This is a genomic window from Hymenobacter telluris (assembly GCF_017313265.1).
GTDB lineage: Bacteria > Bacteroidota > Bacteroidia > Cytophagales > Hymenobacteraceae > Hymenobacter > Hymenobacter telluris.
Map to the genome: position 1 here is coordinate 89039 of NZ_JAFLQZ010000003.1, position 24107 is coordinate 113145.

The 24107-nt window shown below is 51.3% G+C and carries 22 protein-coding genes; 2 read left to right on the forward strand and 20 right to left on the reverse strand.

Translation table 11 applies throughout. From position 1 onward, the window contains the following. The first annotated feature begins 3 nt into the window (after window positions 1-3). Complete coding sequence (locus tag J0X19_RS05320) at window positions 4-1347, forward strand: hypothetical protein (protein WP_206982185.1); 1344 nt, start codon at window positions 4-6, stop codon at window positions 1345-1347. Here the strand turns inward: J0X19_RS05320 and J0X19_RS05325 are convergent. The 7 genes from J0X19_RS05325 to J0X19_RS05355 form a co-directional block, all read right to left on the reverse strand. Next, complete coding sequence (locus J0X19_RS05325) at window positions 1344-2411, reverse strand: glycosyltransferase family 4 protein (RefSeq protein WP_206982188.1); 1068 nt, start codon at window positions 2409-2411, stop codon at window positions 1344-1346. The two genes, J0X19_RS05320 and J0X19_RS05325, sit on opposite strands and share 4 nt — an antisense overlap. A 29-nt stretch (window positions 2412-2440) precedes the next feature. After that, window positions 2441-3574 carry a dTDP-4-amino-4,6-dideoxygalactose transaminase gene (rffA, locus tag J0X19_RS05330; protein WP_206982190.1) on the reverse strand — a complete coding sequence of 378 codons (1134 nt, stop codon included), beginning with the start codon at window positions 3572-3574 and terminating at the stop codon, window positions 2441-2443. 73 nt (window positions 3575-3647) lie between these two features. Further along, window positions 3648-4298: an acetyltransferase gene (locus J0X19_RS05335; RefSeq protein WP_206982199.1), complete on the reverse strand. Its 651-nt coding sequence runs from the start codon at window positions 4296-4298 to the stop codon at window positions 3648-3650. Window positions 4299-4361: 63 nt separating this feature from the next. Further along, window positions 4362-5309, reverse strand: coding sequence for a glycosyltransferase family 2 protein (locus tag J0X19_RS05340; protein ID WP_206982201.1), 948 nt, complete (start codon window positions 5307-5309; stop codon window positions 4362-4364). Beyond that, entirely contained in the window at window positions 5306-6043 is a 738-nt protein-coding gene (locus J0X19_RS05345; protein ID WP_206982203.1) for a WbqC family protein, read from the reverse strand. Before J0X19_RS05345 ends, J0X19_RS05340 begins: the two co-directional genes overlap by 4 nt. 26 nt (window positions 6044-6069) lie before the next feature. Further along, entirely contained in the window at window positions 6070-7290 is a 1221-nt protein-coding gene (locus tag J0X19_RS05350) for a glycosyltransferase (protein WP_206982205.1), read from the reverse strand. A gap of 25 nt (window positions 7291-7315) precedes the next feature. Beyond that, on the reverse strand, window positions 7316-8218 hold the full coding sequence (locus J0X19_RS05355) for a glycosyltransferase family 2 protein (protein WP_206982207.1): 903 nt from the start codon (window positions 8216-8218) through the stop codon (window positions 7316-7318). 192 nt (window positions 8219-8410) lie between these two features. Between J0X19_RS05355 and J0X19_RS05360 the strand changes: the two genes are divergently transcribed. Further along, on the forward strand, window positions 8411-9376 hold the full coding sequence (locus J0X19_RS05360; protein WP_206982209.1) for an O-fucosyltransferase family protein: 966 nt from the start codon (window positions 8411-8413) through the stop codon (window positions 9374-9376). An 18-nt stretch (window positions 9377-9394) separates the two neighbouring features. Here the strand turns inward: J0X19_RS05360 and J0X19_RS05365 are convergent, their stop codons facing one another. The 13 genes from J0X19_RS05365 to J0X19_RS05425 all read right to left on the reverse strand — a co-directional run bounded on the left by J0X19_RS05365 (window position 9395) and on the right by J0X19_RS05425 (window position 24102). After that, entirely contained in the window at window positions 9395-10798 is a 1404-nt protein-coding gene (locus J0X19_RS05365; protein WP_206982211.1) for a lipopolysaccharide biosynthesis protein, read from the reverse strand. Between the two features lie 120 nt (window positions 10799-10918). Beyond that, window positions 10919-12031, reverse strand: coding sequence for a GDP-mannose 4,6-dehydratase (gene gmd / locus J0X19_RS05370; protein WP_206982222.1), 1113 nt, complete (start codon window positions 12029-12031; stop codon window positions 10919-10921). 182 nt (window positions 12032-12213) lie between these two features. Beyond that, a complete protein-coding gene (locus tag J0X19_RS05375) occupies window positions 12214-13302 on the reverse strand; it encodes a glycosyltransferase family 10 domain-containing protein (RefSeq protein WP_206982224.1) in 1089 nt (362 codons plus the stop codon). Window positions 13303-13368: 66 nt separating this feature from the next. Further along, window positions 13369-14463, reverse strand: coding sequence for a glycosyltransferase family 10 domain-containing protein (locus tag J0X19_RS05380; RefSeq protein WP_206982226.1), 1095 nt, complete (start codon window positions 14461-14463; stop codon window positions 13369-13371). 279 nt (window positions 14464-14742) lie between these two features. Next, window positions 14743-15693: a glycosyltransferase family 2 protein gene (locus J0X19_RS05385; RefSeq protein ID WP_206982229.1), complete on the reverse strand. Its 951-nt coding sequence runs from the start codon at window positions 15691-15693 to the stop codon at window positions 14743-14745. A 23-nt stretch (window positions 15694-15716) separates the two neighbouring features. Continuing rightward, window positions 15717-16745, reverse strand: coding sequence for a glycosyltransferase family 2 protein (locus tag J0X19_RS05390; protein WP_206982231.1), 1029 nt, complete (start codon window positions 16743-16745; stop codon window positions 15717-15719). A 108-nt stretch (window positions 16746-16853) separates the two neighbouring features. Beyond that, complete coding sequence (locus tag J0X19_RS05395; protein ID WP_206982233.1) at window positions 16854-17945, reverse strand: glycosyltransferase; 1092 nt, start codon at window positions 17943-17945, stop codon at window positions 16854-16856. Window positions 17946-18003: 58 nt separating this feature from the next. Continuing rightward, window positions 18004-18999 (reverse strand): glycosyl transferase, encoded by a 996-nt coding sequence (locus tag J0X19_RS05400; protein ID WP_206982235.1) that lies wholly within the window; start codon window positions 18997-18999, stop codon window positions 18004-18006. Window positions 19000-19009: 10 nt separating this feature from the next. Then, window positions 19010-19612, reverse strand: coding sequence for an acyltransferase (locus J0X19_RS25100; RefSeq protein WP_317194752.1), 603 nt, complete (start codon window positions 19610-19612; stop codon window positions 19010-19012). Between the two features lie 11 nt (window positions 19613-19623). Then, window positions 19624-20547 (reverse strand): glycosyltransferase family 2 protein, encoded by a 924-nt coding sequence (locus tag J0X19_RS05410; protein ID WP_206982237.1) that lies wholly within the window; start codon window positions 20545-20547, stop codon window positions 19624-19626. Window positions 20548-20558: 11 nt separating this feature from the next. Then, the gene (locus J0X19_RS05415) at window positions 20559-21590 is read right to left on the reverse strand and encodes a glycosyltransferase family 2 protein (RefSeq protein WP_206982238.1); all 1032 of its coding nucleotides are present in this window, start codon (window positions 21588-21590) and stop codon (window positions 20559-20561) included. Between the two features lie 29 nt (window positions 21591-21619). Next, window positions 21620-22942: a lipopolysaccharide biosynthesis protein RfbH gene (gene rfbH, locus J0X19_RS05420; protein ID WP_206982240.1), complete on the reverse strand. Its 1323-nt coding sequence runs from the start codon at window positions 22940-22942 to the stop codon at window positions 21620-21622. A 245-nt stretch (window positions 22943-23187) separates the two neighbouring features. Then, on the reverse strand, window positions 23188-24102 hold the full coding sequence (locus tag J0X19_RS05425; RefSeq protein WP_206982242.1) for an NAD-dependent epimerase/dehydratase family protein: 915 nt from the start codon (window positions 24100-24102) through the stop codon (window positions 23188-23190). Between the last annotated feature and the right edge of the window lie 5 nt (window positions 24103-24107).

Sequence of the window (24107 nt, forward strand, 5' to 3'; positions counted from 1 at the left end):
CTTATGGAGCTAACCGACCTTTTTCTTACCCCGCTTTATCTGGCGCTGTTTTATGCGCTGGCCTATGCCGTGCGGCCAAAGGTCACCAACTTCTACACCAAGAAATACTTCATTCCTGCTCTGTCGCTCAAGTTTATGGGAGCAATTGGGCTGGGGCTGATTTACCAGTTCTACTACAAAGGAGGGGACACGTTCAACTACCATTACCACGCCACCATTATTCATGAGGCTTTCGGTGCCTCGTTCAGCACGGGCCTGAAACTGCTAACCGCCTCTGAAAACTCGCCGGACATAGCGCCCTACACCGCGCGCATGTTCTGGTTTGGCAATGGCGGCGACAATACCGAGTTTTTTGTGGTGCGCATTGCGGCCTTTCTGGGGCTGCTGTGCTTTAATTCCTACACCGTAATAGCGCTGTTTTTCGCAATGATCAGCTTTACGGGCGTATGGGCCATGTACTTGGTATTCATTCGGGTATATCCGGCGGCCTATAAGCAGCTGGCTATTGCGGCCTTTTTCCTGCCTTCGGTCTTTTTCTGGGGCTCGGGCCTGATGAAGGATTCCTTATGCCTGGGAGCCCTCGGCTGGGTGTTCTACGGCTTCTATTACGGCCTGATTCTGAAGCGCAATATTCTCCGTTCGGCACTGTTTGGCGGGCTCGGCGCTTACTTGCTTGTCATGGTGAAAGTGTACATCCTGATGTCGTTTCTGGCGCCGGCACTGTTTTGGGTGTTTAATGAGAACAGTCAGCGCATTGGTAACCCCTTGTTGCGCACGCTACTTAAGCCTTTCTTAGTAGTTATTGGCCTGGGCGTGGGCTACCTTGGCTCTGTCAATCTAACTAAAGGCGACGAGCGGTTTGACGTCGAGAAGATTGGGGAAAGAAGCCGCATTACGCAGCAGGCCCTGTTTCTGCGCACCAAGGAAAATGGTTCGGCTTACAATATTGGAGAAATAGATGGCAGCCTGGGCAGCATTGTGCGGGTAGCACCACAGGCCGTATTTGTTACGCTTTACCGGCCTTTCATTTGGGAGGCCCGCAACCCCATCATGTTACTGTCGGCGCTGGAGGCGCTGTGGTTTACCTGGTTCACGGGCAGCATTCTGTTTCGGGCGGGGCTAATGCGCAGCTTACGGCTGATTGCCGCGCGCCCTATTATCTCCTTCTGCATCATCTTCACGGTTATTTTCGCCGTGGGCGTGGGCGTGAACAGCGGCAACTTTGGTACGCTGGTGCGCTACAAAATTCCGCTGATGCCGTTCTACCTGTCGGCGCTGTATATCCTCTACAGCGAGGCCACCCGCGCCGCCCAGCCAGCCTCTCGGCGCCGGGCCGTAGCCGCTTAAGAGAACAGGCTCAGAAAGTTCTGGCGGTTGGCCAGCACCGAATAGCGCTCTACTACCGTAGCACGCGCCGCTTCTCCCAGCCGAATGCGTAGTTCGGGGGTGAGCAGAAGCTGCTCCAGGGCTTCCCGCCATTCCGCAGCACTGCCGCACACATAGCCGTTCACACCGGACTGCACCAATTCTGTGTTCATCCCCACTGGCGACACCAGCGCCGGAATGCCCAAGGCCATGTATTGCAGAGCCTTGAACGCGCACTTGCCCTGCGCCCAGGGGTCGTCTTCGAGCGGCATAAGCCCGATGTGCAAGCCAGCCAGATCTTCGATTTCGGTTTCCTTGCGCCACGGCTGAAACCGCAACGACTTCAGCGGCAACACCGGCGGCTGGTTGGAAATCACCCGGAACTCGAACGTGTAGCGGGTTTCCAACTCGGCCAGCACCGGCACAATCTGCTCGATATACTTTAAAGTGGAATGCGTACCGGTCCAGCCGATAACCAGCGGGCCGGGGGCCCGCTGGTCGCGGATGCGGTTGTGCAGGTGCTCGGTGTCAATGGTGGTGGGGTTCACTACGGCCGCGGGGTTGAACTGCAGGGCGTAGTGGCGCAGGTAGGCGTTGCCGCAGCTGATTTTATAAGCCCAGCGGCAGATACTGCCCACTTTATGGTGCCACTTCACGCCGGCCACTATTCGGTTGGCTTCCGACGTATTAGGAATCCAGATGGCGTCATCGAAGTCGTAAATGATTCGTTTTCGCAAAACCTTGGCAACAATCCACTCAAAGAATGGCGGCCCAATCGGCGACGCTTCGCGGTGGATGAACACGTAGTCGTAGCCGGGCACCGTGAAGAGTAAGGCGGCCCGCCGCAAAAAACCACCAACAATACCTAAGGCCTTGGCTACCGTATGCCCGGGCTTGTAAAGAATAGCCCAGGTAGCATCAGACAGGAATGACACTAGCTGGTACGTATGCCCAGCTTCAGTGAGCAGGTCGAGATACTGCTCGAACCGAAACCGCTGCGACGGGGCCTTGCCAGGCGGGTAAGGAACCACAAAAAGAATGCGCATACGCGGCAGAGAGGCAAACAGAAAACAAACTATACTATCTGGTAGAAACGCAACACCGCCCGAACGATGCATTGTTGCTGACTTTCTTCCAGTTCCGTGTACAAAGGTAGCCGAACCAGACAATCGGCGTAGTGCTCGGCCCAAGGCAATAGGCGGCCATCGTGGCGAGGGGCATAGTAGGGGCTGCTGTGCAGGGGCTGATAGTGGAAAATAGCGGTGATGCCTTGCTGCTTTAATTCGGCAATCAGGGCAGTGCGCTCTGCTAAGCTACGGCACACCAGATAGAACAAGTGGCCATTCTGGGTGGTGTAGTCGGGCACGAACGGCAACCGTACGCCGAGTTGCGCTAGCGGCTGCAATTCGGCGAAATACCGCGCCCAAATAGCTTGGCGGCGCTGCTGAATAATTTCCAGCTCTTCTAGCTGAGCCCACAAAAACGCCGCGTTTATTTCGGCGGGCAGAAATGAAGAGCCGACATCAACCCAACTGTATTTGGCTACTTCGCCCCGAAAGAAAGCGGCCCGGTTGGTGCCTTTTTCGCGCAGAATTTCGGCCCGTGCTATCAGCTGCGGTTCGTTTATTACCAGCATGCCCCCTTCGCCGCCGGCCGTCACGTTTTTGGTTTCGTGGAAAGAAAATGCGCCGAGTGCGCCGAGCGTACCAAGTGGCCGCCCCCGAAAACCGCCCCCGAGGGCCTGCGCCGCATCTTCTACCACTGCCAAGTGGTGGCGCTCTGCTACGGCGCGCACCGCATCCATGTCGCAGGCCAAACCGGCGTAGTGCACTGGCACAATGGCGCGGGTACGGGGCGTAACCAAGGTTTCCAGCTGTGCTGTATCGAAGGCCGGACCGTCGGCCGAGCTGTCAACAAAGATGAGTTTGGCCCCACGCAGAACAAAGGCCGTGGCCGTGGAGGAAAAGGTGAAGCTAGGGAGCAGTACTTCGTCGCCGGGCTGAAGGTCGAGTAGTAGGGCGGCTAGTTCCAGCGCGTCGGTACCCGAGGTGGTAAGCAGCACACGGGGCACACCCAACTGGTGCTGTAGCCACTCCTCGCACCGCCGGGTAAATATCCCGTCGCCGGAGAGCTTACCGGAACGCACGGCTTCCTCGATGTAGCGGGTTTCGGTGCCTATGAAGTACGGCTTGTTGAACGGAATGAGCATAAGGCCAGCGTAAACCACCCGGAGGTAGGGCGGCAAAACTAGCAGGATTCCGGCGAATCAGGGTCTGGCGCTCTTACAGGGGAGGCGGCAGGGGCCGGGCAGGTACTCCTACGTAGGTGCCCGGCTCATCCAGGCTGCGCACCAGCACCGCCCCCGCCCCAGTGCGTACCTCAGCGGCCAGCGTAAGGCCATCCATAACGGTAGTACCGATGCCCAGAAAACACCGTTCTCCCACTCGCACCCGGCCTGCCAGGCGCACGCCCGGCGCCAGCATGCTGTGCGCGCCCACCCGAGTGTCGTGGGCTATAATGCAGCCGGGGTACAGAAATACGTTGGGCTCAAGCTGCACATTCAAATCGAGCACGCAGCCCGGCGAGATAAATACGCCGGGCTGAAGCACGGCACTGGCATCCACGTAGGCCGCCGGATGCACGAATTGAGCAAACGGGATGCCGGCCGCCATGAGTTCGTTGAATACCTGCTGCCGATAAGCCATGTGCTGATACCCGATGCCCAGCAGCAACTCCTTGAACTGGCCCGCTGCATAGGCTGCTTCCACTTCGGCCATCGTTCCTAATACAGGCTCAGGACTGATAGTTTCCGTTGCCCAGTCGTCGAAAAAACCCGCCACCAGCCAGCCATCGGTCTGCCGCAGGTGTTGCGCTATTTGCTGCCCCATAGCGCCAGCCCCAAGTATGGCCGTACGGCGTGGTAGATGCGGCATAGGGAAAGGAATTATAATGCGGACAAGTGTTTTGCAACGAAAAAGGCAGCCTGCACTGGCAAACTATTCCAGCGTTTCGGCCTCTATAAAATCGGGGCGACGAGTGGTTTTGAGGTTGATGCGGTGAATGTACTCGCCCAAAATACCCATGCCTAGCAGCAACAGCCCTACCCCTATTCCAATAGCCACAATAAGTGAGGCAAAGCCCGGCAGCAAGTCGTTGTAGAGCAGCTTACGCAACAAGATGTAGCTGGAATACAGCGTGGTAAGCACAAACACCAACAACGACGCATACGACAGCAACCGCACCGGCACATCGGAAAAGGTGACGAAGATATTGATGGAGTGCCTTATCAATCGGCCCAACGTGTAGCTGCTGCGGCCCGTCGAGCGTGGTTGATGCGTTACGGGCACGCTGCCTACGCTGCTCGTTACCCAGGTCAGGTAGCCATCCAGAAATGTGTAGGAGTTGCGCATGCTCAGGCAATGCCGGGCTACCTCGGTTTTTAGCAGGCGAAATGCAGAATAATCGGGGTGCAGCTCCGGGATGCCCAGGCGCAGCATCTGCCGCAGCAGACCCGATGTAAGGTTGCGCCAGCCAGCGTGCTGCCGCACGGCGTAGCAGCCATACACCACGTCGAAATTTCCTTCCACCTGCCGCTGAATCAGCTGGGTAATGTCGGCCGGCACGTGCTGCAAATCTTCGTCGAGCGTAACAATGAACCGCCCCGTGGCGTGCCGGAAACCGCAAAGCAGCGCGTTGTGCTGCCCGAAGTTGCGCGAGAGCCGGATGAGCTTCACGGTAGCCGCGCCTAGTTCCTGCCGCAGCTGCTGCATTACCTCCCAGGCCTCCGGGTGGCCACCATCGTGCACCAGAATCAGCTCATACGAATAGCCCGCTTCCTTGAAAAACGCCCGCACCTGCTCCGCCAACGGCCGCAGGGTTTCCTGGCCCTGAAAAACGGGCACCACCACGGAATAGTCGAGCGAGTGTGTGGAGCTGGTATTCATTGTATTTCAGTGGCCACTGCCTGACCGGCTTTCCATACGTATTGCGCCGCCGCTGGCCCCATGTTAAACAACACATCTACAATGGATACCGCCGGCTCAAACGGCCCGCCGTGTACTTGCGGGTACGTGGGGTAGCCGGCATACTCCATCCAGCTTACCCCGATACCTGCTTTCGTCAGCTGTTCTTCGGCCAGGTACTGCCGCGCGGCCGGCCCCGACAGGTAGCTGTTACCGCCTACCGCCTGCACCAACTGCACCAGCCGGGTGCTCCGATCAGCAGTAGGATCGTAGGCGTAGTCGGAACAGCGGCTGATGCGGGTGCGGATGCCCAGCTTGTCACAGATGGCAGTAAGGAACAGCACGTTGATATCGGTTAGATACTCCAGCTCAGCCGCTTGGGCATATAAGTCGGCTAACACCTCACGCCCAAACTGAAAATGCGAGGCCCGCGCGTATGCCTGGCTAAGGGTGCGCCAATGCTTATCAGCCCAGCGGCGGTCCATCACCTGCGTGTCGCGGATGCGCTGCTGGAGCGTGTTACGGCGTACCGGCACAGTTAACCACTGCGTGCCGTGCGCCGTGCGGATACGGTTCCGGTTGCGCCAGTCGTTTTTGGTGTACTGCATATCGTCGTACACAATAAACTCATCGACGCTGGCAATCAAATCGAAGTATCCCCGCCACGGTAAGTAGTTGGATTGCAGAACAGCAACTTTCTTGAGTAGCTCGGGCATCGTTTAGCAACTAGGCGTGGCGGATTTTACGCCGTTTGGCTGGCCAGGGGCAATAGTAGCTGTTCGTACGCTTCCTGCGCCCTGGCCACCGTACGGTGCCGCACCGCCAACTCCCGAATATCAACCCGATACTTGGGCTGCTGCAACAGCGTTGAAATCTGCTGCAAGGCAGCGGGCACGGTAGCGGGCCGTTCGAGGTTGAAGATAGCGCCGCCGCCTTCCTGCTGAATAATGTCGCTGTCGTCGCCGACGCCTTCGGTAAGCAGCACCGGCAGGCCAGCCGCCCAATATTCGCCTACTTTGATGGGTGAGCAAAACCGGCGGCACTCGGCAGGCTTGATGGTGGCGAAGGCGAAATCAGCCGCCGACAAATACCCCGGCACTTCGGCGTGGGGCGCTTTGGTCACGAACACCTGCTCGGGGCCGAAACCTACTTTGGCCAGCTTGGCGCGCACTTCCGCTTCGGGGTTGGGCGTGAGTACCAGCAAGCGGAACTGCGGCCCGAAATGCGCGGCAGCATCCCGGAACAGGTCGAAGGCTTCGGCATCGTAGTAGATGTCGCCGAACTTGCCCACGTAGATACCAACCGGCGCGGCTTGGTTGATGCCCAACCGGGCGCGCACTTGTTGCCGGCGGGTGGGGTCGAAGCTGAAATCGGGCACGTTTACGGAGCAGGGCACCGTTACGATGCGCGGCGCAGGCACGCCCTCCTGCACCAGCTGGCGCCGGTAGTTTTCGGCCACCGGCATGAGGCCCACGGCCAACTGCTTTTGCTTTTTTTCCCAATACCGCTGAAACAGATACCGAGGGTCATAGCTTTTCCACACCCCCGATTCCAGCATGTAGTCGGCGTGCGGCTCGAATGATTCTACCAGGAAAGGCGTCTTGGTTTTCTTCCACACCAGATACGCCAGTGCCCCGGCCGGTGCGCCCCGGCCCAACAGCACATCAATACGGTGCGCTTTCACCAACGCAATCAACTCGTTAGGAAAACGCACGAAGTCGTCGATTTTGTTGAGCAGCAACGGCTGGTTCTGCCGGCTGCGGAGCGGCGCAAACGTAATTTTATCGGTGACGAAACCTGGTGCAAAGCGTAGTTCCCGGCTGGCGCTAGCCCCCCGTTCAATCGTTACGAATAGGATGCGCTTGATTTCGGGTGTTTCCTGAAGCAGGCGCAGATGTGGAAATACCGTGGAAACCGTAAGCCCGTCTTCAAGGCCCCAATAACTTAGAAAAAGCAGATTCATTAGCGGAGTATCGTAGAGTCAGTTGCTAGCCGCGCAGTCCTTTCAGCCGGCCAATAAGCTGCGGCCCCGCCAGAATACGGCCAGCCAGCGGCAGCGCCTTGCGCAAGGGCAGCCGGGGCCAGGCCCGCCGCAAGAACCCGATGGCCTGGGTCCGGTTGCTATCAGCGTAGGCATGAATGGCGCACAGATAATAAATATGCCCTTGGAGCTGCCGGTTTTGGGCGGTGGTAAGCCGCACATGCGTGTTTACCCAGTCTGTAAGCTTCAGCCAGCGCCGGATCAGGCCCTGGTTGTCAGCGCGCATCGAGCGGCCGTCGTGGTCGTTCATGGTCAGCGTTACGGCATCCACGAGGTACACCGAGTCGTGCTGCGTGTTTTCCAGCATGAACATCCAGTCCTCTACGGCGGCAAACGTACGGTCTTCCTCGAACCGCTTCAGTTCCGGGTTCTGGCGGCGCACACAAATGTTGCAAGCCAGCGCGTTGCCGCTCAGAAAAAAATCGAGCCCGTAGCGGCCGGCCGGCAACGGAGCCAGGTCGCTGGCGCTGCGCTGCCCGTTGCGGTTGAAATCGAACTTGGTGGCAATGAAATTGGGCTGGTTTTGTGCCTGAATGGCCTCGTGCAGCGTGGCCAGGTGCGTCGGATGCAACAAGTCGTCGGAATCCAGAAACAGGGCGTACTCGCCTTGGGCCCGCGCCAGCCCGTAGTTGCGGGCCAGGCCCCGCTCGCCGTTGGCCTTAGCATAGTAGTGCAGGCGCGGGTCGGGCAACTGGCGCACTACGTTGGCGGTGTTGTCTTTGCTGCCATCATCCACCACAATAATTTCAAACGCAGTAAACGTTTGAGCCAAGACCGAGCGTAACGTATCGGCAATGAAACCGGCGCGGTTGTAGGTGGGAATGATAACGCTGAAAAACGGAGTAGGCATGCCGGCTAGTTGAGAATCGGGCTCGAAAGCTCATGCCGCCGCAGCTATTCTGCGCTTCATCAAGCTTTCCAGACTGGACTGCAAAGGTAGCCGGACTTTGGCTATCCATAGCCGGAACCTGGGTTGTTGGCAGGCCAGCCGGTACCTTTGCCCATGATTTTACTCGGCAGCCTGCCTTAACTTCTTTTCCTGATGACGACCGAAGAGTGGCTCGATAGATATTATAGCCTCAACAATTCTTTTAAGAAACGGCTGGTATTCCGTTTAGGCGTTGATTCCGGGTTTTTCTCGGAATACAACAACATGATTCTGGCGCTACTATACTGCCTGAAATACGGCATTCGGTTCGAGCTGTATTCTGATCATACCCATTTTGCGTTGCGCGACGGCTGGAACGACTTTTTTGCTCCTTTCAAGTCCGTAAATACCCAACGCATCAACAAAGACTATAATTTACGGCCCTACATAATCGAGGAAAGCAAGGAAGCGCCTTTGCAGAAAACGGTAAAGTACACCTACATAAAGCGAGCCTACCAACTCTTGTTCGGGGTTGATTACATGACCCAGGATTTATGGCCTCACCATCGAGACCAAGCCTTCGCGCAGGCCACTTTTGATATTCCAGAGCTGGGCTTTCATCAGACGCCTCTACTGGAAGCCACCCAGCAGGTTATTAAAGCGCTGTGGCACTATAATGAGCAGAGCGCGCCGTTGGTGGCGTCCTTCCTCGATACCCTGCAACTTCCCGCCGAATACATCAGCCTGCACGTACGCGCCGGCGACAAATTCACGGAAACTGAGATGTACGACTTCAGTGAGTACATGATTCCGGCGGCCCGTTTTTCCCGCAATCAAGAAGCGTTTATTCTCACCGATGACTATACCGTCATAGAGCAGCTCCAGGTGCAATATCCGGCCTGGCGATTTCACACCTTGTGCGCGCCTACCGAGCGCGGCTACTTCCACCGCGACTTTGTGAAGCAGGACAAGCAGTTTAAGTACATGCAACATTTGAAGCTATTTGCCAACATGGACGTCTGCGCTGGCTCCACCAAATTTATTGGCACTTACAGCTCCAATCCTGGCATGTACATGGGGATGCGCATTGGGCCAGAGCGGTGCTTCTGCCTGGATTTCGACAAGTGGCTGATTTGGTGAGGCCCTGGCTGGTCTTATCTAAGCGCCCCCTACCAGTTGCTCCATTATGGCTCGTATGCCCCACAGGAACGCCAGCGTGGCCAACACCAGTGCTATGCTGCGCGCAGCCAGCCTAAGCACCGGCAGCTTCAACAGATACAGGATGTTCATATCCACCAAGAAGGTAACCACCAGGCTACTCAGCCCGAAGAGCAGCATCCCCAGGTTCAGGTTGTGGTTAACTATGCCAATCAACAAACTGGCCGCCCGAACCAGTACCAGCAGGGCCGTACCAGCCAAGGCCAACCGCTGTCGGTGCAGCACCGCGTACACCGGGCTGGTGGCATACGAGGCCAGCCTAAACACATAGTAGTAGCCCAGGTACCCAGTAAAGACGCCTGCCTGCTCCCACTTGGCCCCAAACACAAAGCCAAATATCCAGTCGCCGAACACGGTGATAATGCCAAAGGGCAGCAAGCCCAGGTAAAACAGCCGGTTGTAGAGGTCGAGGCAAATGTGCCGAAGGCGCGCGGGTTCCTGCTGGTAGGTTTCGGTGGCTTTTTGCAGAAACACCGGGGCCACCGCATTGCCAATCAGGTTGAGGGGAAGCTCCAGCAAGCTAGTGGAAAAGGCGTACAGCCCGACGGCCCCGGCACCAAAACCCGTAGTCAGAAAGAAGATGGGTAGCTGCCCGGCCAAGTTACTGAGGTAAGCCGTCGGCATCACATAGAAGGGGTATTCCCGGTACTGCCAAGCCACTGCCTTAATCCGGACCCACGAAAACGGGCGTCGCACCTCGTGCAGCTGCCGGTGGATGCCGCTGAACAGCATACTGCCAAACATAGTGAGCTTGGCAAACAGGTCGCCCAGCAGTAGGCCGCCCACTGGCCCATTACCCAGCCACCCTACGCCCAGGGTGAGGCTGCGGCCCGCTACAGCCGTTGCCACGTCAATACCCGCGCGCTTCTTGAAATCCTTGGTGCGCAGGTACCACGCACTCATCACTACGTTCAGGTTGAAGACGAATACCGCAAACGGAATAACGTAAAACCACCCGCCCAGCGCCTCGGCCTTCAGCCAGCGCAGCAACGGCTCATGCAGCAGCCCGAAAGCCAGCAGCATTCCTATCAGCGCCACCACGCTCAGTAGCACCGTCAACTGCACCAAGGCCAGAAATCGGCTACGCTGCCGCGGCAACAGAAAAGCCGGCGCGTACCCCAGCGTAGAGAACAAACTAACGTTGCTGACAATAGCGTTGAATACTGCGAATAGCCCGTAGCTCTGCGGTTCGTACAGCCGCGTCATAATGGGAGATACAGCGAAGCCCAGCACCGCCACTGCTGCCGTGCCAGAAAAGGTAATGGCAAAATTCTGCGCGAATGAGCCCTTCTGTCGCAATTGCCTAATGCTGGCGTCCACCGTGTGCCGAAGGCGCTTATACATGCGGGAGGGATATAACAAAAGTGGCAGAAACCGCCACCCGGACGACTTCTGCCACTATCTACAATTTAAAAGCTATTCCCGCAAAGGCCTACACAACACGGCGGCGTTGGCGGATGGGGGCTACTCGTGGTAGTTGTACACTTTGTGGCCACCTTTGAGCAGGTACTCGTCGCGCTGGAACAGGGCCACGTCGGCAGCCATCATGTCTTTCACCAGCGAGTTGAGGTCATGCTTTGGCTCCCAGCCCAGCTTGGTTTTGGCTTTGGTAGGGTCGCCAATCAGCAGTTCCACTTCGGTTGGGCGGAAATAGCGCGGATCAATTTCCAATACCACCTGCCCTACTTCCAGGCCGGCGGTTGGGTTGCCGCAACGCACTACGTGGCCTTTTTCGTTTACCCCTTCGCCAGTGAAGGCCACCTCAATACCTACTTCAGCAAAGGCACGCTGCACAAACTCACGCACCGTAGTAGTCACGCCAGTGGCAATTACGAAGTCCTCGGGGGTGTCCTGCTGCAAGATGCGCCACATAGCCTCCACGTAGTCCTGTGCGTGGCCCCAGTCGCGCTTGGCGTCGATGTTGCCCAGGAAAATCTTTTGCTGCAAGCCCAACGAAATGCGCGCTACGCCACGGGTAATCTTGCGCGTTACAAACGTTTCGCCCCGCAGCGGCGACTCGTGGTTGAACAGGATACCGTTGCAGGCATACATGCCGTACGCCTCCCGATAGTTCACCGTAATCCAGTAAGCATACATCTTGGCCACGGCGTACGGCGAGCGGGGATAAAACGGCGTGGTTTCGCTCTGGGGAACCTGCTGCACCAAGCCGTACAGCTCCGAGGTGCTGGCCTGGTAAATGCGGGTCTTCTTGGTCAAACCCAGAATCCGGATGGCTTCCAACAACCGCAGCGTACCAATACCATCAGCGTTGGCCGTGTATTCGGGCGTATCAAACGACACCTTCACGTGCGACATGGCGCCCAGGTTGTAAATCTCGTCGGGCTGCACTTCCTGAATGATACGAATCAGGTTAGTGGAGTCCGACAAGTCGCCGTAGTGCAGCTTGAAGCGCACGTTGGTTTCGTGCGGATCCTGGTACAGGTGGTCAATCCGGTCCGTATTGAAGAGCGAGGAGCGGCGTTTCAGGCCGTGCACCTCGTATCCTTTTTCCAGCAGGAGTTCGGCCAGGTACGCGCCGTCCTGGCCCGTGATACCCGTAATCAGGGCTACTTTCATTGGTATATGGTTGGTAGTAAATGAGTCGTGGTATGCGGGGCATTCCCGCTCAGGCAACAGGAATCAGCCGTAAAGGTGCCGCAGGCGAAAGTTCAACTAACTGAGGCGGCAAAGATAATAGCAAAAAAACAGGCTCCCAACTATTCCCCTTTCCTCAATCCCTCTGCTAGCAAAAGTGTTGATTATCGAGCAAGATCTTTCAGAATCACGTCACCAATGCGGCGAGCATTAGCTTCCGACCCGAATTTTTCCTGTTCTACCCCTTCCACAAAGGCGGTGATGGCATCGGTGTACTGCCGGTATTCAGCGTATTGCATCTGTTTCAGAAACTGATATAATTCCTGATTGGAACTGAAGTCGCGCCGATCAACGAAACAGGCTTTCGGCACGGACTTAGCCACGTCGGGGTCGCCCCAATATACGGGCACGCAGCACGCGGCAAAGCTGTCGAAAATCTTCTCGGTGAGGTAGCCGGGCAGGCCCCCAGTATTTTCATAGGCGATATTGAACCGATACTGGCGCAGCACCGGAATTTTCTGGTCGTGGGCTACCGGGCCGCGGTTCACAATATCGAACAGGGCTTTGCGGCGTGCGGCTACCGTGCGGGTTATACGCTCGGTGAGGGCAACCGGTGCCAATTTCTGCAATACGCCCAGGCCCCGAAAGCTCTCATACGTTTTCGGGTGAATCACCCGGCTGTACAAATCAAACTCGTCGGGATGATTCTGGGCAAACCATTTGAGGGTCAGGTACCGCTCGTGCAGCAACGACGTAGAGCCTTTGGGGGGCTTCACTACTCCAAAGCTGGCGGCCATGAGTACGCACAGCTTCCGGTTGTTGAACTCTTCTTCACTGGTCGGCCGAAAACTGTTGTTTTCTTCTAAATCAATGGCAAAATGGTAGTGGAAATACCGCTGGTTGTCCACCATATTATAATTGTAGGTGAACACCTTGTCGAAAACCTGGTGGTTGGCTGGGTTCCAGTTGTGCGGATAGTAGGTAGCTGGCTCACTCAGAATCAGATAGTTGCTGCGCCCTTCGCGCCAAGGAGCGTTCTGAAAGGGCAGGCAGTTATCAAGTCCGATGACCAGCTCCGACTCTTCGGGCGGGTGAATATCCTGCGTCCCTAGCTCAATGCCATGCCGGGCCAGATAGTCGCGCAGCGACGAAAACATGAAGGCGCTGTTCTTCATGCCATAGAAGGACTCGTTCAGGAAGATGCCATTTTGCAGCAGCGCAGGGTCTTCTACGACGTAAAGAGTGGCTTTCATTCGGTGTGCAATGGATGATTCTGCCTGCTCCGGTGTGGCGAGCAAGAGCAGCAATAAGTTGGGTAGTTAGAGAGTGGCTGACTGCAAATCCTGCATAATAACGTGGGCTATTCGCTGGGCATTGGCCTCGGAGCCAAATTTTTCCTGCTCTACCCCCTTCGTAAAATCAGCTATAGCCTGCATGTATCCCTGATACTGGGAGTATGGCATTGTTTTGATGAACTTGTACAGTTCTTCGTACGACTGAAATTTACGCCGGTCGATGAAGCACTCTTTGGGAATGAAACGCTCTATTTCCGGCTCGCCCAAGTAGATGGGCACACAGCCTGCTCCGAAACAGTCGAATATCTTTTCCGAGATGTAGCCGGCCAGTTTGGTGTTCTCGTAGCAAATAGCAAAACGGTAGTTACGGAACGTTTTGATTTTATCATTAGGACCGACTGGGCCACGGCTTACAGCCTTGAAGATAGTTTGCCGGCGCTCAACCACCGAATTCGTTACTTTTTTTACGATGGGAGCCGGCAGCACCCGTTGCAGCACCCCCAGTCCCCGGAAGCTTTGCAACAAACGCGGATTAATGCCCCGGCTGTACAAGGAAAACTCCTGCGGGTGGTGGCGGGCAAACCATTTCACGGTTTGGTACCGCTCGTAGAGCAGTGAGGTGGAGTCGCCGGTAGGCTTGGTTGGCTGAAACATACCCGCCATCAGCACGCACAAACGCCGCTCATTGAACTCCGCTTCCGATACCGGCTGAAAAGCCGGCGTACCGTCCAAGTCGATAGCGAAGTAGTGATGCATGTACTTTTTCTCGTCGGCCAGGGTATAATCGTAGGTGAATACCCGGTCAAAAATGGCGTGGTTTTCCTTGGCCCAGTTTTCCGGATAATACGTATCCGGCTCGTTTAGCAGCAGATACACTTTAGCGGTTGGCTTGCGCTTTATCTGTTGCAATGCCACTGTTTGGTCCAGCGCAATAATAAGGTCTGCTTCGGCTGGTGGATGAATGTCCTGCGTGGCCAAATCGATGCCGCGCCCGGCCAGGATGGTACGCAGGTCGGTAAACAGAAAGCCGTAGTTCTTAACTCCGTTGATAGACTCACCTGAGAAAATACGGTTTTGTAAAAAGTCCGGCTCATTGAGCACGAAAAACGTAGCTTTCATTTAGTAATATTTAGCGCACGAAAGAGTAATATCCTGATTCTTTCTTGTGCCCGACACTCGTGGCTCCCATCTATCAGGCTGCATATCCGTCAGGGCTGCTCGAATACTCTACAATCAGGCATGCCCATTCCGGTAGGTCAGCTCACACTGGGAAATTGGCAGAACTTTTCAGTGGGATACGCTCCAGATAGCAAGGAAAGTACAAAGCTAGGCAATAAACCACTCCCGATAGAGCCTCCAGAACTCTCTCGCTACCCAGCCTTGGAGACTTGCTGCCTATTATCCTGTTTTGCTACCCGACTTGAGCCGCATTTTAAACCCATACGGAATGCTTTTCAGGTAGTATGCATATCGGCCCGTTCGGAAGGCTAGTTGTATCAGCCGCTTAATTCCATCCAGGCTGTTGCCATTCATCAAATCGTGCATGGCTATTCGGCTGGCGCCATTCACAATTGCCATTTCGTTGTCGTGCAGCGCTTCTGTGGCACCTAGCTGTTGCAGTTTGGTTGCCAATTCATTGCGAACGAGCACCTCATGCTCGTACATCCGCAGCATGTTGTGGCTGGTACTTGTCGGATGTACTCGCACTAGAGCCCAGGCAGCCGGATTTCCGTCGTATAGGAAACAAGCGCCGGCCAAAGCACACCGAACCCAGTACTCCCAATCCTCCACACTGCGCAGGTGTTCCGCAACCGGCCCCACTCGTTGCAACAGCTCCCGGCGAATTAAAGCTGCGTTTACAGCCATTATATTTTTTTTAACCAGCGCATTTATCATTACCGCGCCGCAACCGCTTACTTCCGGCATCCAGGCGCTATCCTGCATATCGAACGAGCGGCTTAAACTATCGGGCTGCCCCTGTCGGAAACAGCGCACATCACCATACACAATATCTACCTCCGGGTGGGCTTCCAGCAACAAAACCTGGGTTTCCAGCTTGCGAGGCACCAGTAGGTCGTCGGAATCCAGAAACTGAATGTATTGCCCTTTTGCAGCGGCCACCCCCGTATTTCGGGCCGCCGACATACCTTTATTTTCCTGGTAGATGTACCGAAACCGAGTATCCCGCGCCTGATACTCCTCGCCTACCGCCCGAGAGTTGTCGGTCGAGCCGTCGTCGATGATAATGCACTCCCAGTGCGGATACGTTTGAGTTAGCACCGAATCCAGGGTTTCGGGCAGCAGCCAGCCGTAGTTGTAGCAGGGGATAATGATGCTTACCAGATTCATGTGCTTGAAGGAAAATGAGCGAACTAATGCCGCAGCAGGCTCTGCGGCAGCACATACAGCCGGATCAGTTGCTTGAGCACCACCCAGTTGAGCGGAAATCCATGCTGACGGGCAATAGCCAGGCAAGCCCGCGCCGCAGCATAGTGGCCGGCGTCGTTGTAGCGGTGCACGGCCAGCCACGCTTGGTGGCGAACGAAAGCAGCCAGTTCTTGCTTCGGCACCCGTACCGGGTAGCGTGTAGGCACAAAGGGCGTGGCCTTTTCCACAATGAGTTGCCGAACGGCATCCAGCAACACCGCCGGCTGCCCAGTACTATACAGCACGTTGTAGAAAACCCGCTGAATGTCCTGCTCAAAATGGGTGCCTTCCGCTACCGTCTTTGACGCCTCATGCAGTCGGAAATACGTGAGCAAGCTGTCAGACAGCAGCACCTTCTCCTGACCGGCTTGCAGCAAATAGCGAAACCACAGATCCAGATCCATGGTGTAGCGAAATTGCTCGTCAACGCCTAGCTGCTTCAGAATACTAGCTTTGAAAAACGTGGAAGGCTGGTTGATTTGATGACGGTTCAAGGTGTCACCAACAGTAGCATCCAGTCCCATACGCATTCCGCGCGTATCCAGCTGGCTGATGTCGTTCAGGAAGTAGTCGCAACCGCCGCACAGCACGTCGTAATGCGCCAAGTCAAACTCGCGGGCCAGACTATAAAAGGCACCAGGCGCCAGCAAATCGTCGCTATTGATCCAGTTAACAATATCACCCGTCACCTGAGCCAGCCCTTTCTGAATGGCGTGGCTCTGGCCCCGGTCTTTCTCGCTCACCCAGTATGTTATCCAAGGCTCGTACTGCCGGATTACGTCCAGCGTGTTATCGGTACTGCCTGCGTCGATAATAATCAGCTCGTAGCGTGGGTAGTCTTGGGCTATAACCGAGCGAATAGTTTCCTCTAAATATTGCCCCTGGTTATAGCTGGGTGTGATGATGGAAATTTTAGGAAGATATGCATCACGTATATCATGCTTAGCAGACTCTGCGTACAACCAAGGCCACATTGTTTTACCAATAGGAGTTGATGGTAAAGACGGAAAAGAAGTCATAATTGTGCTTGAGCTGCAGTGCGTTAAAATTCAACGCATTCCTACTGAATTAGATATCGACAATTACATCCTGTCAGCAATATTGCTTTGAATAATATTGTGAGCATTTTTATCTATCCTTTTCTTTAAATCCATAACATCTAAATAGTAGTTTTTAACGTTTTTCATATCTTTAATTCGAGCATATATAATGAGCATATCTCTATTGACGTTCATAATAGATACTTCATTCCATTTGATTAAATCTTTTACGTATTGCAAGGTTATCATACGCTTCAATACACCTTTTATCATATAAGCTGTATCTTTCAAATGATTCGAAATACTTAAATACTTAATAGGATTGCCCCACAATGTATTAATATAAGCAAATATTCTAGTTTGGCTCCAAACAGAAGAATAAAATAGTCGATTTCGGTAACTTTTGGTCAATCTAACTGCTGTCATATGATGAATTAAATACAACTTAGAGGAATACCATATTTCGTAGCCCAACATCTGTGCTACATAGCACAACTCATCATCTTCCCCAGCTGTCAAATTCTTACTTCCTTGTCGGCCTATGAACAGACTTTTGAAACCAAGACTATATAGTTGATGCCAGATTATAGTCCGGACGAACATACCTGCGCCCCATAAAGCGTTTCGGCCAATATTGCCATCAGCGAATACTTCAAAACGACCATTATTGTATCCTTTTTGCTCACCTACAGCATAGCAGTGCTGATAAGCAGGAAACCATGAAGGAGGAACAATATCAAATGAAGCTGCATTAGGCCCACCTATAATCCCAATTTTAGCATTACTTTCTAATAGATGGTAGCCAATTCGTAAATAATCATTATTCAAACGATTATCATCATCTACAATACAGGCATAGCAGTATTGAGCTTTCTGAAAAGCTAACTCGACAGCAAAATTTTTACCAGGTCGTTGCTCTCTAAAGATTCGCAACGGCATTGCTCTGTCAGACTGTTTCCAATAGTTTTCAGCTATGAGAGCAGTATCATCAGTGCAAGCGTTGTCAACAAGGATTATTTCGCATTTTATACCAGCTGACAATTCCTGCTCCGCTAAATGACGAAGAGTTTCGGTTATGCGAGATGCACTATTATAAGTACAAATGAGAAATGAAACGCCATTGAGAAAAGACATTGCAGGTACTTTTATTTTTTTGCACTCTATTCCTGAATAAATCTATATTATTACGCTATTAATCAGGAACTATACTGTTCAGAATACCTGTCACTTTGTTGATAAGTTTTCTTTTAAATGTATAATAGTCTTTTATCTTTTTATTTTTAACTTCGTCATTCTTTATTTTATAATAAGGAACTATTTTCTTTAATTCAATTCCATTATTTTGGACAACCTTACTACGATATTGCTCAAAAATAGGTTTTATATCCTGACGATTTTCAAATGTAATGCGTGTGTTATAAGAACTTATCCTGTCTGGAATATTAATATTAAAGTGACTGAAGTGAAAAAAGGCCAACTTATATTTATTATTGACTAGCCAATTTCCTTTATCATCAACAGTTAGTAGGCGCTCGTGCAAGTTCCAGTTTGCAGCATTATATCCAGGATCACGGATAATATAGTATGAATCAAAAAAAGCAGGTATATAATTAATCCAAATTTGATCATAAAATAATCCTTCATCATCCTTACGAAAACCGTATTTAACACATCTATCTGCCCACCAATCAAGAAAGAATGAAAGTTGAATATGCTTCGATAAAGCAATAAAACCTAAATTAAATATACCTGTAGGAAGTATGTGCCTATCATTAGGCCCAAATTCGTCGTCAATAGGAGATAATAAGTGTGGCGTCAGAGTTACCATTGAAGTAGAAAGCCCGTACATTACTTCATCTAAACGAGCAAACAATTGAATATCAGGATCAAGATAGATTACCTCATTTGCTTGTAAATTATCAAAGAAATGTTTAAAGTAGAAAGGCTTTACTGTAGTGTTCAATTCTATGATATTAAATTTTTCACTGAGGCTATTAATATCTGGCATTGAAATATTTTCAGCCAACAAAATATCACAACCATATAATGAGTAATCAATTTGATTATTGAGCTTATCAACTAGCCCAATAAAAAAATTATACTCAGGATGAAATAATTTAAAAGAGTCTACTAATACCTTAGCAGCACCCAAGTAATTATTTGAACAGAGCGTAAACGCGACTTTCATGTATTATATGTTAGACGAGAACTTTTATTATCCTTGCAGGATTTCCTCCAACAACTGAATTTGCAGGGACATCTTTGGTTACAACTGCATTAGCACCTATTATGGCATTTGAGCCTATTTTTACACCTGGAAGAATTGATACATTCTCGCCTATCCAAACATTATTCTCTATTATCACAGGTCCCTTAGAATATAATTTTCTATGTACCGGAGCTACTTTAAGCGCCTCAGAGTTGACCTCACCATGAGAATGATCAGATATATAAATTCTACTTGCTAATAGAACATTATCACCAATAAATATTTTATTTATACATCCAATATGAACATCAGTATTAAATACAACATTGTTTCCTATATATATTTCAGGAAAGAATTTTTGCTCTCCATATTTATCCCATGCTTCTATTCTCAAATTATACATTGCAGCAAATCCATTTCCTATAGAAATGTATTTTGGATTTTTAATAATCATATTATCAGGAAAGCTATGAGATTCACCCAAAAACTTAAATTCACCAAGAAATGCCTTCCTATTATTTTGATCATATAGATCCTTGTAAAATTGCGAGTTTATTATTTTGTAAATAAACTCAACAAGCTTACGCTTCACACTTATCAATATCATATTTTTTTAAATTGCTTTTTAACAAAAATCGGAATTATTACGCTCCAAAACGCAGAATAATTCCAATACAAAGAGAACAACAATTTAAAGACAGATTCATTATTAAATGATGATCTATCAGAGGAAATAAAAACAGGAAAAAAGTTACGAATAAGTTTATTATTTATTATTGTTTTTATTTTACTATCATATCCTTTACTAATAAAAGAATCAATTATTTTATTAAAATTTTTACCAAAAACCTCAAATAATTTATATCCACCTGTGTTTCCTAATTTGCAGAGTATAAGTTTACTTGAAATAAATATATTTTTATTTGAAGAAAATATAGCCGGAATGACCCATGAGAGCTGAACAAGCATAGTTCCCATATTTTCCTCAGTGTATACTTTTCTATCTACTAAATCTTTATTCACTATATTACCTGTCAAAAATGTAACCCAGTAGTTAACACTTTCAAGAAAGCCTATTGATGAAGTATTTATTTTATATTCTAAGCTTCCAATAGGTGAAATTTTACGAATATCAATTTCTTCAAACCACTCACTATCTATGTAACAAGCTCCGCAATTATCATTTTCTTTCAGCAAGTTTAGAATTAGCTTAAGCGAATTTGGCCTCAGTAAATCGTCGTCAGAGAATATCCACACAAATTTCCCTTTAGCATAACGGTAGCAAGCAAGAAAATTTCCATCCATTCCTAAATTCTCCTCGTTTCTATAGTAATAAAAGTTTTTGCATTTATTTATATCCCTTACAACCTCGCAAGTATTATCAGTAGAAGCATTATCTGAAACCACAATCTCAATGTCATTCTCAATATCACATTCCACTTGACCAAGTAAGCTTTGCAAGCATTTATACAAGTAGCCAGCTCTATTGAAAGTAGGAATTGCAATTGTCAAAAAAGGAGAAGACATTTTTTTGTAGATTAGAGCCGAGTATCTTTAACTGAATACAAAAACTTATTATAAATACTCCTATCCATTTTGTTAAAAGGAATAATACTCTTCATCAATTTGTTTGCAAGCCTACTCTCACATAATAGCATCAGAGCCGATACTTTAAAGAAGCTAAACAGTGTGCTGGCCCTGTGCCAACGCCCCGCCCAGGTTACAAAGGAATGGCTGGAAAAATAATCTGCGGCTAGATTATACCGTTCCTTTTCGTTGGCGTGTACGTATGATTTAAACGTATCAGCGCCGGAAATATAGTTATATGCATGGCATACAGCCATCTTGCGAAGGAATACACTCCGCACGCTATCAGACGCAACTAGAAACACCAAATCGGGTAAGGACTTATTTAGCAACGCATCGTTCCATTTCTGCTCCTGCACCGGCTTCTTCCACTCCACAATAGAGTGACGCGAATACAAGGTTTTGCTGTTGTGATGAGTTCTGGTGTAATCCAGTACCAATGCCACCTGCGGAGCATACGTGGCTGCGAAGTAGTACGCGTTTTTGATGCTCTCCGTGATACTACTCACTCGATACACCCCCGAAGACAGGAAGAGAAAGTTGCCGAAGCTCTTCATATTCTCAATCAGCTGCTCCTGTCCTACAGAAACTACGTCTTCTACGTTGTATTCTTCGTACTCGCTCAGGTTGGAATCGAACTTGATAAATACAACGTCGGGGTAAGCGCGCGTGTAGCCCAAAATCGTTTCCACGGCATTGGGCGCCGGCAAGTCATCATCCCCCAGCACCCATAGCCATTCCGACTCGCACTGCTCGAAGCACTTAATAAAGTTGCCCGACATGCCCACATTCACCTCATTCCTGACCACAGTAACGTTGGCTTGCGCATACGCTCGTAGCGTATCCGCCGCCGCTACATCCGAACAATTATCAAATACTTTCACGCAAACAGCCGGTTCCAGCTGCGGCAAAAGTAATTCAATAGTGTTCTTTAGGGCGTCGTTTCTATTGTAGGTGGGAATAGCAATGGTGAGTGCAGGCATACAGGAACTTTATATAGCCTCAGTCTGCCTTACAGCGCCTGGATGTACTGCTTGATTACGTCTACCATATAGTCGTAGTGCTCTTCCTGTAAGCCGGGCCATACGCCCAGCCAGAACGAGCGGTTCATGATGGTGTCGGTGTTGGTTAGGTCGCCTACCACGCGGTGCTCGATGCCCACGTAGGCGGGCTGGCGCAGCAGGTTGCCGGCAAACAATAGGCGGGTGCCAATCTTGTGGTCTTCGAGGTGCTGCACCAGCTCCGAGCGGTCGATGGGGCTGTTTTCGCGTAGGGTCAGCAGGAAGCCGAACCAGCTCGGGTCGGAGTTGGGCGTGGGCTCGGGCAGGATGAAGTGGTCTTCGAACTGCTTCATCTTGGCCAGCAGCATGGCGTGGTTTTCGCGGCGGCGCTGCACAAAGAAATCAGCCTTGTTGAGCTGGCTCAGACCGATGGCGGCCTGCATATCCGTTACCTTCAGGTTGAAGCCGATGTGCGAATACGTGTATTTGTGGTCGTAGCCGTAGGGCAACTCGCCCAGCTGCCAGCAGAAGCGCTTGTTGCAGGTGTTGTCTTTGCCCGGCTCGCAGTAGCAGTCCCGTCCCCAGTCGCGGAAGCTTTCAGCAATCATCTTCAACCGGATGTTGTTGATGAGCACTGCGCCACCCTCGCCCATCGTAATGTGGTGGGCCGGGTAAAACGACAGGGTAGCCAGGTCGCCGAAGGTGCCGGTTTTCTTGCCGTTGTAGGTAGCGCCCAATGAGTCGCAGTCGTCTTCAATCACCCAGAGGTTGTATTTCTGCGCCACGCGCATCACCTCTTCCAGGTTGAAGGGGTTGCCCAGGGTATGGGCCATCATAATGGCCTTGGTTTTGGGCGTTACGGCCTGCTCCAGCAGCTCAGCTTTGATGTTGTAGGTGGGAATGTCCACATCGATAAACACCGGCACGCACCCAAACTGAATCATGGGGTTTACGGTGGTGGGGAAGCCCGCCGCTACGGTAATTACCTCGTCGCCGGGTTTGATGGCCCGGTCGCCGAGCTTGGGCGAGGTGAGGGTGTAGAATGCCACTAGGTTGGCCGAGGAACCCGAGTTAACCACAATCGACGATTTGCAGCCAAACCATTTGGCCAGCTTCTGCTCGAACTTGGGGCCGAAGCGGCCGGTGGTCAGCCAGCCATCAATTGTAGCGTCAACGCCATACATAAGATCCTCTACGTCAAGAACTTTACCAGTAACCGGAATGTAATCTTGGCCGGGCACGATAGTCTTTGTAACGTTTGGAGTAATGACTTGCTCTAGATGAGCTTCCAGCGTTTCATTGATGTTCTTATACTTCTGATCCAGTTTTTGCATCGAATTAGCGGGCGTTGATTATTACAAAGGTAAAGGGAATTGTGTTAGGTGTCCGGCTGATGTCCGGTTTAGGTCAGTTACGTGCTTTAAGCCAAGCGAGTACTCAATCTGGCTTACCTATTTGTAAAGCCAACCCCTCATCAAATTCCAAACAGCAACGAGGCAAGTAAGTTGGCTGCTTTTAAAGTCAACTCTCCTTATACGTAGCCCCTTGCCTCACCGCCCCGAGGTATGGCTACCTTACACTACAAGTACTCCTGCAAGCCTTCTTGCAACCTAATACGTGGGCTCCAGCTTGGTATCGCGCGGCCAATCTTAGTTGATTCGAGTTGCAGCACTTGCATACTTTCATCCCGTGAGTTTCTGGCCCCCAAAGAACCCTTTGGGTCTTGACCGAAGAGCGAGAACATGGCCTTAACCAAATCTTTTATGGCTAGCGTTTCAGCCGCGGTAACATTGTAAATACCATAGGGAGGGTTCTCATCTATGATAATACGCAGCAGCTTCACCACATCTAAGCAATGTACGTATTGCCGGATTTGCGTACCAGCGCTCAGCAACGGCAGTTCCTGCTTTTTCAGCATTTCTATTACGTAAGGAATCAGCCGCTGCTTATTTTCTTTCGCACCATATATTGTTGGCAATACTAAATGCCAGGCCTGGATGGTGAACTGTCTGCAATCAATAAACTTTGTCAGCAGACGTTTAGAGCAGCAATAATGATTAGGCACAGACAAGTTGCTGGCAACTATTTCCTCTTCCGAATAAGATTGTAACGCCGCATTATCTCCTATTTCAAAATAGGTACCGAAGCTAATCCATTTACCGCTAAATGAATTGGCGCTCAGATAAGTAATTATTCTGATAGGCAGGAACGCATTAATTGCATATACCTCATCGATATCTGTTAGGCTAGATGCGGCCTGCACCCCCGCAGCAGCGCAGTATATAATTACGTCGCTGGCAAGCAGGCTAGCCAAATTAAGGTCATCGACGGGATAATTGAATGGCAGCTGATTAACCCGGGCTTTACAGACAGCGTGCTCGGTTTTTCGACGTGCAAATAAATTCAGCTCGATAGTCTCATCATCCCCAAACTCCTCAATAAGATAAGAGGCTAGGAACGAGTTTGACCCAATAATGGAAATTATCTTGCCCACACACC